The organism is Propionimicrobium sp. PCR01-08-3, from assembly GCF_030286045.1.
Taxonomy (GTDB): domain Bacteria; phylum Actinomycetota; class Actinomycetes; order Propionibacteriales; family Propionibacteriaceae; genus Brooklawnia.
Window position 1 is genome coordinate 2,282,037 of record NZ_CP127390.1, and the last position, 17,887, is coordinate 2,299,923.

Sequence of the window (17,887 nt, forward strand, 5' to 3'; positions counted from 1 at the left end):
TCAGGCCTCCTGACGGTCGAAGCGGAAGGTGAGGACGGCAAACACGACCCCGACGATCACGGCGAGGGCGACGATGCTCGGGTAGGAGATCGGTAGCATCAGGAGCTGGTCGCCCTGGTAGCCGGCGGCTTGGGCAAGCGCGTAGTAGCCCCACGGCGTGACGTGCGCTGCGGCGGCTGGCAGGCCTTGGGAGAACACGGCCAGGATGCAGCCGAGCACTCCGATGCCCAGCGCGACGAGCTGGTTCTCCACCTTCGCGGACAGCAGGATGTGCAACGCCAGGACCGCGAGATTCACCGCGAGCATGCAGAACGTGAACCCGGCCCAGTGCCCGAGCGGGGCCGGAGGCAGGATTCCCGCGAGCAACTTTCCGACGATGAGGACGATCAGGTTGGTGCCGATCGTGATGGCGGTGACGATGATCCCGAGCGCGACGAGCTTGGCCCGGCACACCTCACCGGGGGTGATGCCGGAGGTGGATTGCAGCAGCCACCCACTGCCCTGGTGCTCGATGTCGACCTGACGGGATGCGAGTACCGCCAACAGCAGCGGGGAGATCAGCGGAACGCCCAAGGACATGCCCCCCAGCAGCGCGTTCCAGGCGTCCGGGGTATCGGGGTCGAAGTCCGGGCTGGACGCGACGGCGAACAGCGACAGGGCCAACACTCCGATGACCATGACCGTCGAGACCAGCCCGACGCTCAGATGCCGCATCTTGGCGAACTCGTTCACGACTGCGCGTCCGGTTGCTATCCGGCGGTTCACAGCCCGCCCCCTGCGGTCAGATTCATGAACACGTCCTCGAGAGTCTGCTCGTGGCGGCGCACCCCATAGACGCCGACCTCCTCGCCGACGAGCGCGGCGACGACGTCGGCGGTCTGCCGATCGTCCAGGCCCGGAACTGCAACCTCGCCGGCCGCGGTGAGGCGGGCGTCGAACGATTGCAGAGTGACGGCGGCGGCCTGTGGGTTGGAGCAAGTGATGATGACATCCGGGTTGGACGCGGCCGTCAGCTCCGAGCGGGAGCCCTGGAAGATCATCCTGCCGCCGGAGAGGATGCCGAGCATGGTGGCGGTCTTGTCGATCTCGCCGAGCTGGTGCGAGGACACCATCACGGTCACCCCGCCTTCGGCCAGCTGCCGCAGCAGATGACGGATTTCCTCGATCCCCGCGGGATCGAGCCCATTGGTCGGCTCGTCCAAGATGAGGAGCCGAGGCTTGCGTGCCAGGGCCATCGCGATCCCGAGGCGCTGCTTCATGCCGAGGGAGTAGTTGCGGACCTTCTTGTCCATCTGATCCTGCAGCCGCACGGTGCGGACCGCGTGGTCGATCTGTTGCCGGTTCAGGCCGAGCATCCGCTGCACCAGACGCATGTTCTCGACCCCGGTCAGATGCGCATATCCCGGTGGGGCCTCGATGAGGGAGCCGATCTCGGCGAGCAGGTTCCGGCGGGTGCTGCGGGTCATGGGCTGTCCCATGATCTGAACCTCGCCGCTGGTGGGCTGGACGAGGTTCAGCAGCATCTTCATCGTCGTGGACTTCCCGGCCCCGTTCGGGCCGAGGAACCCGTACACGCTCCCGGCAGGAATGCGCAGGTTGAGGTTCTCAACGACGGAGTGCCCGCCGTAGCGCTTGGTCAGGTTCGACGTTTCGACAATCGCGGAGGACATGCCTCCACGATCCCGAAATCACAGTTCCGGATCGTCTCGCTGCAGGCATATCTTCCGCCTACCGCTCACGGCGTACACCGCGTGCGCCGTATCACTTGCGGCATATGCGCCGCGGGGCCGGGCAGTCATGGAACGGCGTCCGGCTTGTGTGGCTGATTTCGGCGATCCAAGGGGTCAGGTGGTGCCGGTTTCGACGAGTCCGGATTCGTAGGCGAGGACGACCGCCTGGACCCGGTCGCGCAGATCGAGCTTGGTGAGAATGCGACCGACATGCACCTTCACGGTGCCCTCCGACAGCACCAGATGCTCGGCGATCTCCGCGTTCGACCAGCCTCGCGCGACCAGCCGCATCACCTCGTGCTCCCTCGGCGTCAACTCATCGAAAACCTTCTGCGTCGGCGCCGGCTCTTCAGTAGCGGGTGCCGGCAGCCTGCGGGCAAAATGGTCCAGCAGGCGGCGAGTCGTGGACGGCGCGACCACCGCATCACCCTCGTACACATGACGGATCGCAGTGACGACCTCATCGAGCGGAGTGTCCTTGAGCAGAAACCCCGACGCCCCTGCCCGCAGAGCTTCATAGGCGTACTCGTCCAGATCGAAGGTCGTCAGGATCAGCACCTTGGGCGGGTTCTCGCGTTCCCGGACGCGGCGGGTCGCTTCGACCCCACTCATTCTGGGCATCCGCACATCCATCAGCACGACATCCGCCTCGACCTCGTCCAGCAGCGCGAGGGCGGTGTCGCCGTCGTCGGCCTCTCCAACGATGTCGATGCCGTCACGGGCGTCGAGCACCATCCGGAACCCGACCCGGATCATCTCCTGGTCATCGACCAGCAGCACACGGACGCTCATGACTCTCCTCCCACCGGCAGCCGCACCGACACCGTGAACCCGCCCGTGGGCCCCGGCCCTGCCTGCACCGTCCCGCCGTACGCGGCGGCGCGCGCGGTCATTCCGACCAGTCCATGCCCACCACCGGGTACATCGCCTGCGTCCGATGAGCCGGTGCCGTCGTCGCTGATCGTGACCATCACCGCTTCATCACCATAATCCAGCCGCACGTCGACTTGAGAGACCGTGCCGGCGTGCTTACGCACATTCGTCAGTGCTTCCTGCACCACGCGGAACACGGCCAGATCGACCCCGGCCGGTAACGAAACCACGGTGCCCTCGACGGTGAATTCGACCGGCAAGCCCGCCTCACGCGCCTGGCCGATCAGATCGGGCAGGCGATCGATGCCGGGTTGTGGGGCGTGCGAACCCGGCTCGTCGTCACGGAGCACGTCGAGCATGCGCCGCATCTCCGCGAGCGCACTCCGACCGGTATCCCGCACCCGCCACATCACTGTCTGTGCCTGCGCCGGGTCGGCATCGACGGTAGATGCGGCGGCGTCAGCGAGCACCACAACCTCGGTCAAACCATGCGAGACGACATCATGCATCTCCCGGGCGATCCTCGCCCGCTCCGTCGCAGCGACGACCTGCGCCAGCGCCGCCTGCTCCCGCTCCAGCTGAGCGGTCCGCTCACGCAAGCCCTCGATATAGGCTCGCCGAACCCGGGCGAGTGTTCCCCACGTCCACACCCACGCGATCACGACGACAAGCACACCGACATCGCCGATGTTCACCCATTTCAGCCGCAGCAGGTCCTGCACTGCGACGACCAGCCAACAGATGACAGCGGCCGCCGCAGGCACCGACACCGGCCATCGGTAGCGGGAAGCGACGTTGTAGACCGACAGCACCAGCATCGCGTCCGCGACGATCAGCGCGTTGTCCGCGTCCAGCAAGAAGGGAACACAAGCCGCCACCAGCATCACCGCGAGCACCGGCAACGGGAACCGGCGACGCCACAGATACGAGAAACACAGCACGATCGAGACGAGCAGCATCACGATCAGCCGCAGTGCATCGTCCGCATACAGCGGCAGAAACGGCACCATGTACACGAACACCCCGGCAGCGATCAACCCATCGATCAGACGCGGGTGCTCCCGAAACCATGGCAACGACGACCGCCCGGCTGGTGGAGGCACAGGAGTCACCGCAGTCGCCGCGGACCCCGTCGCCTCCATGCCTCTTGACAGTAGCAAGTTGCCCGCGGAGCCCGACTGAGGTCGACGCCGAGCGGCGGTCAGGTTCAAAGGAAGAACCTGTCGCAGACTACTCGCCTGTCGCCTCGTAAGATCAGAGGCGATCTTCCCAATAGCCCGGCTTACGACGGTTGTGCGCGAAGGCGACGACCATGAGTTTGCTTTCGGTCAGGTAGTAGAGCACTCGATAAGGAAATCTCGCGACGGCCTGAGTGCGAACGACTGGCTCGCGATCCCAGCCAGGGAATACGGGCGCGATTTGTGGCCATTCAAGAATGAGACTTACGGCTCCCTCGACCGATTCAAGGAAATCGTCGCCGAGGCCGAACTGCCTGCTCTCGTACCACTTCGCGGCTTCAATCAGTTCGGCCGTAGCCTTCGCGTGGGTATCTCTGACGTGGTTCACTACCGCATTGCCGCCAGTGCCGCCCGGGCGCTGGCGAACGCTTCTTCCAGCGGTATTGTCTCAACATTGCCGCTTTGAATATCATCAATGCGCTTCGCGAGTTCATTACGCCAGGCGGCATCGACTTCTTCTTGGCTCGCGGTCTCGCCGTCCTGGTCGAGTGCCTGAATGCCGCGATGCACCAAAGCAGCAATCTCGCGCTGGTCAAGCGCAAGCATCGCTTGTTCTACCTCAGCAACAGTCATCGACATGTCGCTAGTGTATGACGGAACTTCGTGAATGAGAATGATGGCAAGCGGCATCACGGAGTCGGTCAGTCGGCATTTCCGCAGGCTCGCGGCGTCGTCCCGCAGCTACAACCCGGCCCTGTACCACTCGACGGCGATCTGCACGCGGTCGCGCAAGTGAAGCTTGGCGAGGATTCTGCTGACATTCCTTCTGACCGATGGCTGCTGCAGGACGAGACGCTCGGCGATCTCGGCATTGGACAGCCCGTCCGCGATCAGCCGTGCAATGGCGGCCTCGCGCGGGCTGAGGCTGTCGAACAGCTCTCTGATGCGCTCACGCCGATCGGCCGGAAGCGCCCTCGGCACCCCACGTTCGATGACCTGCCGGGTGATTCTCGGGGTGAGGATCGCGTCCCCCTGAGCGACCGCGTGAATGGCGGTGATCAGCTGCGGCGTGCGCACGTCCTTCAGCAAGAAGCCGGACGCTCCCGCGGCGATCGCGCCGAATGCGTAGTCGTCCTCGTCGTAGGTGGTGAGGATGAGGATTTTGACCGATGGATACCGGCCGGCGATCCGGCGGGTTGCCTCGATACCGTCCATCACAGGCATCCGGACATCCATCAGCGCAACATCGGGCAGCGGCAGGCGATCGCGTGTCCGCTGCTCAAGGATGTCGATGGCTTCAAGTCCCGATGCCGCCGCGGCGACCACGTCGATGTCGGCCGCTTTCCGCAGCATCAGGGCGAACCCGGTGCGCGCCAGGCGCTGATCGTCCACCAGCATGACGCCCAGCCGCGCGCCCGACGATCCCGCTGTGTCGATCATCGGTCTGCCTCGCCGGCTGCCAGGACTCTCGCCTGCACGGTCCACTCGCCGGCCGCGGACGCCCCGTAGCTCATCGTGCCACCGGTTTCGATGACCATCGCCTGCAAGCGCTGTAGCCCGGTTCCGGTTTCGGACGCGGCCGGATGGCCGGACGTGCCCGCCTCGTGTGATGGATCGCTGACGCTTCGCACTGTGACCGTCGTCGCCACGTCGTCGTCGTGATCCCAGGCGACGGTGATCTGCCGTAGATCGTCGCTGTGACGCATCGCGTTCGTGATGGCCTCCCGCGTGAGGGCGAAGCAGAGATCGGCATGGCATATGTCTGATGGCCGTCGTCCGGTCTCGGTGAAAACGACGGTCACTCCGAGCGAGCGCACGCGCCCCAGCACGCCACGGATCTCGTCCCACTCATGCACCCGAACCGGGACAGACGAGGTGTCTTCGGGCTGATCGTCCGGATCGGCCAATGCCCGAACCGCCCGCCTGGTGTCGTCCAGGCTCTCCCGGGCCACCGAATTGATACCTGCCAGCGCCTCATCGACCGTGGCGTCGCCGGTCGTTCCCGTCAGCCCCTCGGCCAGGGCGATGATCGTCGTGAGACCGTGGCCGACGCTGTCGTGCAGTTCGGCCGCGATCCGGGTGCGTGAGATCGCGCGGTCTCGTTGCCAGGCGAGCTGCTCGGAGCGGCGTTCTTCGCTCAACGCTTGCAGGCGAGAGCGTCGCCAACCTTGGACGCTCCGGGCGGCCACCGCCAGCGCGATCGTCGCGGCGGCAGTTACCAGTTGGCCCAGATACTCCGAGTCGAACGCGCTCGGCTCTGCCGAGACCAGCGCGCTGACGGTCATCACCACCCACACAACACCGATTCCGGCGGCGATCTGCCGGCCCGCCGGACGCGCGACGCAACTGAACAAGGCAAACAGAAGCGGAAACACCAGGTAGTCGCTCATCTGAAACGCGGAGGCGAGGCCGTAGAGAAGACACTCGATCAACAGCACCACCAAGGGCTGTCGCGGTCTCCAGATCAGCAGCACTGCCGCACCGATGGTCATGAAGATGACGATCAGCGCGCCATACCAGTCACGGGTGAGTAGGTAGGCGGTGCCGTCGAGCACGGTGCCGGCAAAGAGCAGTCGGGTCACCAGCAGCGTCTGATAGCTCGTGCACAACAGAACCGAGATCATGGCGCCGACGGTCGGGCGCTCCGGTGCCCGCGCGGACTGCTGCGTCCACTCATCGAGGGACGACCAGATCGCGTGCAGGCCATCACGCGCGACGTGTGTTGTCTGCCTGCCCACATGCACCCCTACGCTCTTCTCAGGCTTACCGCGATCTCCCGACGAACCCACGATGCCACCTGAAGCCATTGGACGAGGAACAACGCTCCCCAACAGGCGAGCACCGCGACCAGGAGCCCTGTCCAGGGGATGTCGAGAATCGGATGCCCGGTGAGGATCACAGAACGCGAGACAAGCAGGGTTGCGCCGAGGCCGATCGGGATCAGCGCAAACACAACCGCACAGCCGGTGAGCAGGACGCTCCGCCAGGCGGTGAAGGCGAGCACCTGGCCTGGCGTCATGCCCGCGCTGCGCAACACCGCCTGCTCCCTGACGGCATCCCGGCCGGAGAGCATGATGACGGCGACGCTGGTGAGCAGGCACACGAACCCGAACAACCCTGTCATCACGACCGTGTCCGAATAGTTCGGGACGGCCAGCTCGAACCCCGCCGCCTGCATCGTCGTCTGGTAGGAGCGCAGGACGGTGAAGATCACCCCGCCCAGCCCGAGCGCGGCCGCGAGCGGCGCGATCATGTTCGCGTTCGCCTCGGCATCCGCACGTGCCGCCCGCGTCGCCAGCACCCCGAGCGCTACGGCCCGGAACGGGCGCAGGATCACGCGGATGAGAGCGAGAACGATGGGGATGAGCTCGGGGCCAAGAACGTAGACGCCTGCAGCGGCGAATAATCCCGCCTGGATCGCGGCGTTCACCATCCCGGCCGCCTCCACACCCGGCTCCAACGCGGCTGGAGCGAACGCGCCGCCGAGGGAGAACGTGACCGCTATCAGGAGCAGCAGTCCGCCGAACACCCACCTGCCCCACGCGCCCCGGCGACGCCGCACCGCCAGCCCGCGCACCGCCTCGACCGGCTCTACGGCAGCGGCACGTCGGGACGGCACGAATGCCCCAAGCAGGCACGTGATCGTCCCGAGGGAGAACGACGCCGCCCACGCGAGGAATGACGGATGGAAGGCGGGAGGATCGAAGTCCCCGAGACCACCGGGGAAACTGTTCGCGGCCATCTGATTGAACACCGGGATCGCCGCCGCGCTCGCCCCGATCGACACCAGCGACCCCGGCAGCGCACCGGTGATGCTCGCGACGGCGACGAGGCACCACAGGGCCGATCGGATCTGCCGAGGCGTCGCACCGGCGAGCCGCCACTGCGCGAACGTGCCCCGCGTGCGCTCCACGGTCGCCGATCCGACGACGGTGAGTGCGAAGAACGACAGCACCGCGACAAGGACGTAGATCGTGACCGACACGATACCGAACGCTGCCGGATCAAGCCCCGCCCGTGTCGCAGCTTGTGTGAAGCCGGGGCTGTTAGTCCAGACGAACTGGTTCATGCACGTCCCGATCAGCACTGTCACCAGGGCGATCACCACGATTACCGGCATCCAGCCCCGCAGATCGCGGCGGAGAATCCGAAGCACGTGTCTCAGCACCGTTCAGCCCTCCCGCGTCGAGTCGGCGGGCAGCTGCCGCATCCGGGCCAGGATGCTGTCCGCGTCGAGCGGGCCGGTGACACCGGTGATCGCCCCGTCTCGCATGAACACCACGCGATCCGCGAGCGCGGCCGCATCGACGTCGTGCGTGACCATCACCACCGTCGTGCCCTGCATGGTGAGATCCCGCAGGACGCGCAGCACCAGCTGCGAGTTCGCGCTGTCGAGCGCACCGGTCGGCTCGTCGGCGAACACGATCGACGGACGCAGCAGCATCGCCCGGCACAGCGCCGCCCGCTGCTGTTCCCCACCCGACAGGGCGCTCGCGACCGTCGTCCGCTTCTCCTCCAGCCCGAACCGGGCCAGCATCTGCGTCGATTCATCGCGGGGTACGCGCCGCCCCGCGAGCTGCTCCGGCAGCAGCACATTCTCCTCCAGCGTGAGATACGGGATCAGGTTGTACTGCTGGAACACGAACCCCACTCGGTCGCGCAAAAATTTCGCCCGCCGTTCCCGGCCCAGCCTGTAGATGTCGGTGCCGTCGAGTAGGACCCGCCCCTCGGCCGGGCGATCCAGCCCGCTCAGGCAATACATGAGCGACGTCTTCCCCGCGCCGCTCGGCCCCACGATCGCCGTCAGCCCGGCACGCGGCAACTGCACCGAGCAGCCCCGCAGAATCCACGTGTCGGAGCCGGCGATCCGCTGGCTCACACCCTCCGCCGATATCGGATCGACCATAACCTGCTCTGTCATACGCGCTTCCAGTCCTTCGTAACCGTCGCCGCCGAGGCAAACGGCGAACACCGTTCAGGAAACCGCATTCGATCAGGGCCGCGCCACCGCAGCGCGAGGATTGTCATCTCGTGATGACAACCGGATGTCGGCGTCAAATCGACGAGCAATCGCCGCGACGGAAAAGGCAGCCACGTCGGTGATGCCTTTCGTCCCTGATCTCAGCGCCCGACGCCGTAGGCGGCGACTCCCCGGCCTCGCGTCCGTACGAGTCCGGACAGTCCAGAGAATCGCGTAATCAGGCGAAGGTAGACGGAACTGTCTTTGCTGCTGCAAGGTTCTCAAGTCGTCGTAGCAGCGCACCGGACCCGATGATCATCACCACTCAGGTCGATGATGTTGAAGGCGTGGACCACAAGGGCGTCCGTCCGAGAAAAAGGCTGTTGGCAAACGGTGCCACCGAGCAAGTCAGTCCGCACTTCCGCGGGGAACAATCCACTTCGTCTGCAACTGAGGCATGACGCTGGCGATCTGATCGAAATCTGCGTCGTAGTGCACGATCACGACGGGGCGATCCGGGCTCGAGTAATGCATCGCAGTCGCCGCGATTTGGATATCGCTCACCCCTGCAGATCGACCCTTCTCCGCCGCGAAGAGCGCGCTTTGGATCGTGAGCGCGATGGTCAGGATCTCCGGCGCCGGCGCGAGCACGACCTTCGCGCTCTGCTCAAGCTCAAGCAACTCGGCATGATGGGGCGCCGAGCGCGCCGAGTATCCCGCCTCCAGCAGCAGCGGCAGGCAGCTTGCAATGTCCCCGCGCTCCGTCAGCCCTCGCCAGGCTTGTCGTACGACGGGTTTGGCGAGCCGTTGGATGACGGAATTGTCGACAAGAAACAGCGGCCTCATCGCTGTGCCGATTGGGTCACCTGAGGGTCGGCCAGATCGTCAAGAGCACCTGATGAAACGAACTCGACATAGCGGTCGAGCGCGGCACGACGAACCGTATCCTCCAGTGCCGCAGTGACGACGCCCTTCTTCGTCCGGATGCCGGACGCCTCTTGTGCGCGTTGAACCAGTTCGTCATCAAGGTCGATCAGTGTCTTGGTCATATCGCCTCCATATATATTAGGCCTCGTCAACAGTATATACTCTCGGTGATTCTGCCTTCGCTGGCTTTCGCTTAATTCGGAGCGAGGACGACCGCCCGCACTCGCACGCGACGTAACCGGTGCGTCATGCAAGATTGCTAGCATCACGGCGGGAGAAAATGTCGGACGCCTGAGATAGAAAGACTTATGCGTGTTTTGAGGGTTCTGGCCGGGGCTGCGGTGGCGCTCGCGCTCGTCGCCTGCCAGGCGACCGGATCTGGCACGCCCACCAATCCCCACGATGCGAGCACGACATTGCGGCTGGCGGAAACCAACGAATACGAGACCCTCAACCCCCTTGAGTACACGTTTTCGATCACGTCGAAGTTCTATGACTCGCTGGTCACCGTCGGCCCGGACGGACTGGAGCCCGAGTTGGCCACCGAGATGCCCGTCGCCAACGCCGATCTGACCCAGTGGACAGTCAGTCTGCACCAGGGCATCACCTTCAGCGACGGTTCTGTTTTCGATGCGGACGATGTCGTCGCCGCCTACGAGGCGGTGCTCGACCCGGCTACTGCTTCGCCGCTGCGCGGCAGCTATCAGATCGTCACCGACGTCGAGGCGACCGACGCCGATACCGTGGTATTCACCTTGTCACAGCCCTATGCAGACTTCCCCGTGATGCTGATGCTCGGCATTCCTTCTTCCGAAATGGTGAGCGGCTCGATACTCGATTCGTCGCTGGCCCGCGAGCCGGTCGGCACCGGCCCCTACACCCTCGCCGACTGGCAGCAAGGCAGTTCGATGACGCTGCAGGCCCGCGACGACTACTGGCAGGGCACGCCGTCGATCGCCCAGATCTTTATCGGATTCGTGCCGGACGAGAACGCCCGGGCACAGCGCCTGCTGGCCGGTGACTTCGACGGAGCCCAGCTCTCGCCGGTCGTCGCCTCAAGCCTTGACGGCCAACAGGGCCTGGAGATGTTCAGCAACCAGACCGGCGACTACCGGGGCATCACCTTGCCGCAGTCGCTGCCGTTTTTCACCGACCCCGATGTGCGAATCGCGTTGAATCTGGGCACCGACCGGCAGGCCATGGTCGACGGCATCCTGGCCGGTCACGGCACCGCGATCAGCACGCCCATCACTCCGTCGTTCGGAGATGCTTTCAACCCGGACGCCACATTCGGCTATGACCCCGAGCGAGCCGCATCCCTGCTAGACGAGGCCGGTTGGCCAGTTGGCGAAGACGGCGTCCGGGCGAAGGACGGCGTCCGATTCTCGTTCGAGCTGATGTACTTCGCCGAAGACAGCGTGCGTCGCGACATCGCGCAGTCGTTCGCGTCCGATATGGCGCAGCTCGGTATCGAGGTGCAGCTGAGCGCAGTCGACCGGCCGCAGGCCAAGCAGAAGATGGAGACCACGGCGTTCGTGCTGGGTGGCGGCGACGTGCCCTACTCGCCCGACACGCAGGCCTACAGCGCGCTGCATTCGTCGTTCGCCGATTTCGATCCGGATGATCCGTACTCGAACCCGAGCGGGTACCGCAATGCCGAGGTGGATGCGTTGCTGGACGCCGCAAGAAGCGAGCCCGATCCGGCAGCGCGTGACTCCGACTACCGCGAACTGCAGCAGGCGCTGATCGCCGATCCACCGACGGTGAGCGTTTTCGTGCTCGAGCACACCTACGTCGCCCGCGGACTCGAGCAGCACTCCCCCATCGAACATGTGACTGAGCCCCACGAGCATGGCATCGCCTGGGGTCCGTGGTGGAATGTGGCGAGCTGGCGATGAGTGCAACCGTCAACGATCGGGGAACTTCTGGCCGGGGGCAGCCCCGGTTCACACCCACCGGTGTGCCTAATACCTCTCCTCGGCGCGCCATCTGGTGGTCGGCCTGGAAAGGAAACGACTCCGGCCGCATCCGGACGCAGTCCCGCGCCGCCCAGACTGCCCGGCTCATCGCTCGCCGGCTTGGTTGGCTGATCCCGCTATTGCTCGGGCTCAGTCTGCTGGTCTTCGTGCTGGCCGCGTTCTCACCGGTTGACCCCACCTCGGCGTTTCTCGGCTCTCAGGACGAGTTCACCAACGGCGCGGGACGGGAGGGGATCGAAAACGCTGTTGGCGGCCGCTCCTGGTTTGGGACGTGGCTGGCCTGGCTCGGATCGCTGCTGACCGGCGATCTCGGCTATTCAATGTCGGCTCGGATGCCCGTCGCCGACGTGGTCTCGGCCCGGCTGGGCTGGACCATGCTGCTGATGGCCGGCGGTCTGCTGCTCGGTTTCCTGATCTCGGTGCCCCTGGCGTTGATCGCGTCCCGGCGTCCGAATGGTGTCGTCTCCCAGCTGCTCGATTTGGTGATGTGGGTGCTGGCAGCAGTTCCGCCGTTCCTTCTCGGGTTAGGACTGGTGGCGGTCTTTGCTCTCGGACTGCATACGCTGCCCGCTGGCGGCACCGGCACGCCCGGGCTCGATCTCGGCGTCACCGATTTGGCCAGACACCTGGTCTTGCCGATGAGCGCCGTCGCCGCGGGCCAGCTGCCCTGGATCACGTTGCATCTGCGCAAGGCTTTGATCGAGGCATCGGACGATCCGGGGGTGCGCGCCGCCCGATTGCGCGGCATCCCGGAATACCGGGTGTTGGCTAGGCATATCTTGCCGACCGCGATGATCCCCGTGCTGGCCATCACCGGCGCCAGGCTGACCGAGGTGATCGCGGGCTCGGTGCTCGTCGAGCAGATCTTCTCGTGGCCCGGGCTCGGCCAATCGTTGGTGAGCGCGGCCCTCGCCCAGGATTTTCCGTTGCTCGGCGTGGTCTCCATGCTGTTGGCCGCGATGGCTCTGCTCGGCGGCCTGATCGCCGACCTGGCACTGGTCTGGTGTGACCCGAGGACGGACCCCCATGAACTGTGAACAGCCTCCGATGAAGTCGACAGCAGGCCCCTTGTCCAGGCGCCAACCCTTTCGTTCCCGGCATCAGCAGAATCCTTGGCCCGCTCGCACAGAAGGTGTAGACACATGAGCGGCAACATCGAGAGGTACCGACCCACAGCGGCGCGCCTTAATATACCCGCTGTCAGACCACGACTGCTTGCAGCCGCGACGGTGGCCGCATTGCTCGTGTATGTAATCGTCATCCCGCTGGTTTCCGGAATCCAGCTCAGCGACGTGGCCTATCAGACCGGTGCGCGGCCACCGTCCGCCGAGCACCTTTTCGGCACTGACCTGGCCGGGCGAGACCTTTTCGTCCGATGCGCCTACGGTCTGCGGATCTCCATTCTGGCGGCGCTGGCCGGCGCGTTCAGTTCCGTGGTTATCGGCTCCGCGGTCGGCATATCGTGCGGGCTGATCGGCGGACGATTCGACCGTTTCGTGATGCGGATCGTCGACGGCTTCAACTCGCTGCCCCATCTGCTGCTGGGCATCGTGATTGCCGCCACCTTCCGCGGCTCGCTGCTCGCCATCATCATGGTCGTCGCCATCACCCACTGGCCGCAGACCGCGCGCCTCGCCCGGGCAGAAATGCTCGCCTTGTCGGCACGCGACCACTACCGAGCCGCCATCACCCAAGGATTCACCAGGCTTCAGCTGCTCCGCTATCACGGCCTTCCCCGGCTCGCCAACCAGTTGAGCGTGGCATTCGGGCTGCTGATTCCGCATGCGATCTGGCACGAATCGACTCTCACCTTCCTCGGGCTGGGCCTACCGCCGCACCAACCCTCGCTCGGGTCGCTGCTGAATCTCGGTCAGCAGGCGCTGCTCACCGGCAGCTGGTGGACGCTCGCCGCCCCGGCCGGGCTACTCATCGTCACGACGGTCACCATCACCGCGCTGGTCCGCCCGAACGGTCGGTCGGGATCGGCATCGCCTAGGACGAAATCAACAGGTCGTAGGCCGAAGTCAGCAGACGCTACTAGCGTCGGCGACCCTGCGACCAACCAACGCCCCGCAGCAATGGCTCATCGACCCCAGCACTCGTCCGCCGATACGCTCGCACAACACTCGTTCGCTTCAACACGCTCGCCAGCCGACGGCCGGCCCCCTAGTGACGCCGAAAGCTCACGACCATGAGGCGACGTCCGGTTGACCATCCATCCGAGACAGCGGGCCACGCCCAGGCGCGCATTGCCGTGCATGACCTGCGGGTCGAATACGGCGACCATGCGGCTCTTGCCGGGATCTCTCTCGGCCTTCAACCCGGTGAGCTACACGTGCTTCTCGGCCCTTCCGGTGCAGGCAAGTCCACCCTCATCAATGGCCTGACCGGCATGCTTCCTGGCGAGGCAACGGTATCCGGATCAGCCGACTTGTGCTGCGGCGAAGAACACTGGGACCTGGTCCGAACCTCGGGCCGAACTTTCAGGTCGCGAATTCTCGGCCGGATCACCGGTGTCACGATTCAGGGCTCGGTGACCGGGTTCACCGCAACCAGCACCATCGGCACACAATTGCGCGAGGCCATGCGGGTGCTGTCACATAAGCCTCCGCTCGCGTCCGAATCCATCGATCGGCGCCCGGGAAGACTCCTGTCAACCCATCCGCACGTCGCGAGCGCTGACCCCGACCAGCGTATCCGGGAATTGTGCTGGACGTGCGGCGCAGAAGTTAACTGGCTCGATCGCTACCCCCATCAGCTTTCCGGCGGGCAGTTGAGCAGGCTCGGTCTGATGGCTGCCATGATCGCGCATCCGCCGGTGCTCCTTGCCGACGAGCCGACATCCGGGTTGGACGCAGATTCTGCGCGGGCGATCATCGGTTCGCTCGCCAATTTTGCCCACAGCGGTCACGCGGTGCTGCTCATCACGCATGAAGCCGATCTGGCTCGCCGCTTCGCCGACCAAGTGTTGATCATCGAGAACGGGACGATCATCACCCAAGGAGGCGCAGATGCGATTCCGGGTCGCCCTATCTCCCGTCACCACTCGGCCACCGGTCCCGCCCACTCGGAAATAGCACCCGACTCTGATACCGCGGGTCAGCAGTTGTCCGAACGCGCGTTTCTGATCCAGGACGGGCAGCCCCCGAGGACTACGGTGACGGACCCCGAACCCGGAATCCATGACAGGCGCCCGCACCCGCCGACCGCGACCACCAGTCGAACCGTGCGCGGACTGCCGGCGCTATCGGACGTGGGCGAAATGACCAGTGTTGCTACCCAAGATCACCTGGCAGACCAGGCGCCAGCATCTGATGCTGAGGCCACCCGGGTGCTGGCGGCGCGAGGGGTCACTCGTGTCCTGGGTGGGCGTCCGATCGTCCACGATCTCGATATCGAGATTCCTCGCGGCCAAATCGTCGGATTGGCCGGGCCATCGGGCGTCGGAAAGTCGACTCTGGCGTCCATGTTGGCGTTGTTGGTGGCGCCCGATGAGGGCAGCATCGAGATCGACGGTCACCGGCTTCAGGACGCGGGGTTGAAGCTTGCGCCGGCGATCCGCCGCAAGGTCGGCTGGGTCTCTCAGCAGCCGTTCACCGCGGTCGATCCCCGAATGAGGTTGGGCGAAGCGATCGAGCTTCCGGCCCGGCTCGCCGGGGTCGATGTCAACATCGACGAACTCGCCAAAAGCTGCGGACTCGATCCGGCGTTGCTGACCCGTCATCCACACCAGGTTTCGGGTGGCGAGCTGCAACGAGCCTGCGTCGTCCGAGCTTTGGCCTTGCAACCCGACTACCTGGTGCTGGACGAGATCACCGCCATGCTCGACGAACGGACCGCCATCGACCTGCTGCAATGCATACGCGACCAGGTCCATGAGCGGCACATCGGTGCGCTGCTGATCTCCCACGACCAACGATTGCTCGACGAGTTCGCAGACGTGTGCTGGACGATGGAACCCACCAAGACCGGCACCTACCTTCGGCCCCACAGCGGCTCATTTTGGAGTCATCGACCGACGCCGTACGCAGAGCCCGGCCAGGCCCGGCGTACGAACATAACCGGCATGCAATGAGATGACCAGTCTCATCGGCGTTGTCAACGTCAACCTCAAGATCAACCAGCACCAAATCCGCGTCCGCTTTCGAACGCTCAGCCGATGACGACGGCGACGAATTCGCGGATCGGCATCTGATAAGTCGCAGCATCCGAAGTCAGATCGACTGGGCCCCTGCTGCCCCAAAGCAGCCCCCTACCCGAATTCACGTTCGAATATTTCGAAATGTGTTTGAATGATGCTTGTATTCGTACTCGTGTTCGAGTAGACTTCTTTCATGGAGACACCTTCAGCAAGAGCCGGCAGGCGGGCAGCATCCCTGGCTGCTGCTAATGCTGCCGACCGCGCGGACGGCCAAGAACCGGATAGCTGGAAAGAAGTTCTCGACCGTATCTTCCCCAACGAGGGAAAGACCCCTGCCGAGGGCCTGGATTTCGTTGTGAAACCGCCGGCTTGTCCGGCTTCGCCTACCAGTCCGCGCAACGACGCAGATCCGGACCCGGCCGCGACCAGTATGACGCCACCTGATACCGAGGGGTTATCTCCCGAAGCCCTGATACCTGCCGACAAGAACGCATCAGTTGAGGCCCTACTTTCACCGGCCGTACCCGAACCGATCCGTAGGATGATCGCACCCGCTGAGCCTGATATGCCTGTCATTGCGTCCGTCGCTCGGGTCGCCGATCCGTTGTTGGAAGTGTCCTCCCAAGCCCGCCAGCAAGCATTCGCCGCGCTCGATCACGCCCACCACCAACTGGTAGCAGCCGAATGCGCCGAACTCATCGCCATCCTGTACGCCGCCCAACTCTGGCACGTCAACCTCGACGAAATCGACGCAGCCTTGGACCGCAGTAGCTGCGGAGAAAATCTAAGATCCTACGGACACGACGGCACCCCACAGTTGGGCGAGTACCTGGCCTTGGAGATCGGACCGCTGCTGGGGATCACTCCCCGATCAGCCGTCCTGCGAATCGGCGAAGCGCTCGATCTCGCCTACCGACTACCGCAGACACTGCACCAAGTGCTAGCGGGCAACATTCGCGTCTGGCAAGCCGTGAAAGCATCTGAAAAGTGCAAGGAACTGCCTCTGGCGGCGGCGCTCGAAGTCGACGCCAAACTCGCCCGAGCCCTCCGCACAATGACACCAGGGCGGGCGAACAAGCACTTGGAAGAATGGATCATCGCCGCCGATCCCGTCCGCGCCCAACAACGCGTCGAAGCCAAACGCAACGCCCGATTCCTGCGGATCTCACCCATCGAAGACGGCCACATATCGATCTATGGCATCGTGGGCGCAGACGAAGGCATCCTCTTCGATCACATCCTCAAACAAGTCGCCGCCGTCCTCCCCCACAACCTGGACACACCAGACTCCTTCACCGACCACAACATCCGCCGGGCACAAGCATTAGGCCACCTCTGCCGCGAATGGCAGCAACCGGCACAGCTCCCCGACCTCAGCAATGGAACCCTGCCCCAGCAAACAGAAACCAGCAGACGAGATCCACATCCCGACGCAACCGCCGCGATTGCCGGCCAACCAACACACAACACGAAGGCCAACCCCAGCGACAACAACCCCATGCCCACCCACATCCTCGTCGTCCACATCAACGCAGCCGACCCCGCGCTCACCGCGGTACCGGTCGATGTAGCCAGGATCGACGACTGGGGACCACTCCTCACGGCGAGACTCCCCGAATTCCTGAAAGACTCGAAAGTGATCGTCCGGCCCATAATCGATCCCTCAACCATTGAACCCACCGACTCCTACCAGGTGCCGGACAAAATGCGATTCGCGATCGAGCAACGCAACCCGGTCGACGTCTTCCCCTACGGAACCACCGCAGCAAAACACTGCGATCAAGACCACACGATCCCCTACTCCAAGGAAGGCCGAGAGCAATCAAGCTCGCTTGAATTGCCGAGACCAACGAAAGAGTTGAAAGCGCAAAGCGCTCAACACTCACGAGGGATGAACGCTCCACCCGGGCAAACCAGACTCGACAATCTCGGCCCCCTCAGCCGAACAACCCACAGAGCGAAAACCCACGGCGGCTGGAAACTCGAACAACCGAGCCCCGGCCACTACACCTGGACCTCACGACTCGGCTACCAATACTCAGTCACGCCCGCAGGAACCACTCGCTGATCGACCTACGAATGTAACCGGCATGTAATGA

General features: G+C 64.6%; 17 protein-coding genes. 5 read left to right on the forward strand and 12 right to left on the reverse strand.

Annotated elements, in window-relative coordinates:
* The 12 genes from QQ658_RS10490 to QQ658_RS10545 form a co-directional block, all read right to left on the reverse strand.
* Window positions 1–765: an ABC transporter permease gene (locus tag QQ658_RS10490; protein ID WP_286024798.1), complete on the reverse strand. Its 765-nt coding sequence runs from the start codon at window positions 763–765 to the stop codon at window positions 1–3.
* Window positions 762–1,670 carry an ABC transporter ATP-binding protein gene (locus QQ658_RS10495; RefSeq protein WP_286024799.1) on the reverse strand — a complete coding sequence of 303 codons (909 nt, stop codon included), beginning with the start codon at window positions 1,668–1,670 and terminating at the stop codon, window positions 762–764. Before QQ658_RS10495 ends, QQ658_RS10490 begins: the two co-directional genes overlap by 4 nt.
* Before the next feature lie 174 nt (window positions 1,671–1,844).
* Window positions 1,845–2,522: a response regulator transcription factor gene (locus QQ658_RS10500; protein WP_286024800.1), complete on the reverse strand. Its 678-nt coding sequence runs from the start codon at window positions 2,520–2,522 to the stop codon at window positions 1,845–1,847.
* Window positions 2,519–3,745, reverse strand: coding sequence for a sensor histidine kinase (locus QQ658_RS10505; RefSeq protein WP_502928910.1), 1,227 nt, complete (start codon window positions 3,743–3,745; stop codon window positions 2,519–2,521). Before QQ658_RS10505 ends, QQ658_RS10500 begins: the two co-directional genes overlap by 4 nt.
* A 112-nt stretch (window positions 3,746–3,857) precedes the next feature.
* Entirely contained in the window at window positions 3,858–4,169 is a 312-nt protein-coding gene (locus QQ658_RS10510) for a type II toxin-antitoxin system RelE/ParE family toxin (RefSeq protein ID WP_286024802.1), read from the reverse strand.
* Window positions 4,169–4,420, reverse strand: a complete 252-nt coding sequence (locus QQ658_RS10515) for an addiction module protein (RefSeq protein ID WP_286024803.1) — start codon at window positions 4,418–4,420, stop codon at window positions 4,169–4,171. Before QQ658_RS10515 ends, QQ658_RS10510 begins: the two co-directional genes overlap by 1 nt.
* Window positions 4,421–4,522: 102 nt before the next feature.
* Window positions 4,523–5,221, reverse strand: coding sequence for a response regulator transcription factor (locus tag QQ658_RS10520; RefSeq protein WP_286024804.1), 699 nt, complete (start codon window positions 5,219–5,221; stop codon window positions 4,523–4,525).
* Window positions 5,218–6,570: a sensor histidine kinase gene (locus QQ658_RS10525; protein ID WP_286024805.1), complete on the reverse strand. Its 1,353-nt coding sequence runs from the start codon at window positions 6,568–6,570 to the stop codon at window positions 5,218–5,220. Before QQ658_RS10525 ends, QQ658_RS10520 begins: the two co-directional genes overlap by 4 nt.
* The gene (locus QQ658_RS10530; RefSeq protein ID WP_286024806.1) at window positions 6,528–7,901 is read right to left on the reverse strand and encodes an FtsX-like permease family protein; all 1,374 of its coding nucleotides are present in this window, start codon (window positions 7,899–7,901) and stop codon (window positions 6,528–6,530) included. Before QQ658_RS10530 ends, QQ658_RS10525 begins: the two co-directional genes overlap by 43 nt.
* Window positions 7,902–7,952: 51 nt before the next feature.
* Window positions 7,953–8,702 (reverse strand): ABC transporter ATP-binding protein, encoded by a 750-nt coding sequence (locus QQ658_RS10535; protein ID WP_286024807.1) that lies wholly within the window; start codon window positions 8,700–8,702, stop codon window positions 7,953–7,955.
* Window positions 8,703–9,149: 447 nt separating this feature from the next.
* Window positions 9,150–9,587 carry a PIN domain-containing protein gene (locus QQ658_RS10540; RefSeq protein WP_286024808.1) on the reverse strand — a complete coding sequence of 146 codons (438 nt, stop codon included), beginning with the start codon at window positions 9,585–9,587 and terminating at the stop codon, window positions 9,150–9,152.
* On the reverse strand, window positions 9,584–9,790 hold the full coding sequence (locus QQ658_RS10545; RefSeq protein ID WP_286024809.1) for a type II toxin-antitoxin system VapB family antitoxin: 207 nt from the start codon (window positions 9,788–9,790) through the stop codon (window positions 9,584–9,586). The genes QQ658_RS10540 and QQ658_RS10545 overlap by 4 nt, the downstream gene beginning before the upstream one ends.
* A 186-nt stretch (window positions 9,791–9,976) precedes the next feature.
* Between QQ658_RS10545 and QQ658_RS10550 the strand changes: the two genes are divergently transcribed.
* From QQ658_RS10550 to QQ658_RS10570, 5 genes are all read left to right on the forward strand, one after another.
* Window positions 9,977–11,566 (forward strand): ABC transporter substrate-binding protein, encoded by a 1,590-nt coding sequence (locus QQ658_RS10550; RefSeq protein WP_286024810.1) that lies wholly within the window; start codon window positions 9,977–9,979, stop codon window positions 11,564–11,566.
* Window positions 11,563–12,684 (forward strand): ABC transporter permease, encoded by a 1,122-nt coding sequence (locus QQ658_RS10555; RefSeq protein WP_286024811.1) that lies wholly within the window; start codon window positions 11,563–11,565, stop codon window positions 12,682–12,684. The genes QQ658_RS10550 and QQ658_RS10555 overlap by 4 nt, the downstream gene beginning before the upstream one ends.
* A gap of 192 nt (window positions 12,685–12,876) precedes the next feature.
* Window positions 12,877–13,842 (forward strand): ABC transporter permease, encoded by a 966-nt coding sequence (locus QQ658_RS10560; RefSeq protein ID WP_286024812.1) that lies wholly within the window; start codon window positions 12,877–12,879, stop codon window positions 13,840–13,842.
* Window positions 13,839–15,722, forward strand: coding sequence for an ABC transporter ATP-binding protein (locus tag QQ658_RS10565; protein ID WP_286024813.1), 1,884 nt, complete (start codon window positions 13,839–13,841; stop codon window positions 15,720–15,722). Before QQ658_RS10560 ends, QQ658_RS10565 begins: the two co-directional genes overlap by 4 nt.
* Window positions 15,723–15,981: 259 nt before the next feature.
* Entirely contained in the window at window positions 15,982–17,856 is a 1,875-nt protein-coding gene (locus QQ658_RS10570; protein WP_286024814.1) for a DUF222 domain-containing protein, read from the forward strand.
* Window positions 17,857–17,887: the final 31 nt, after the last annotated feature.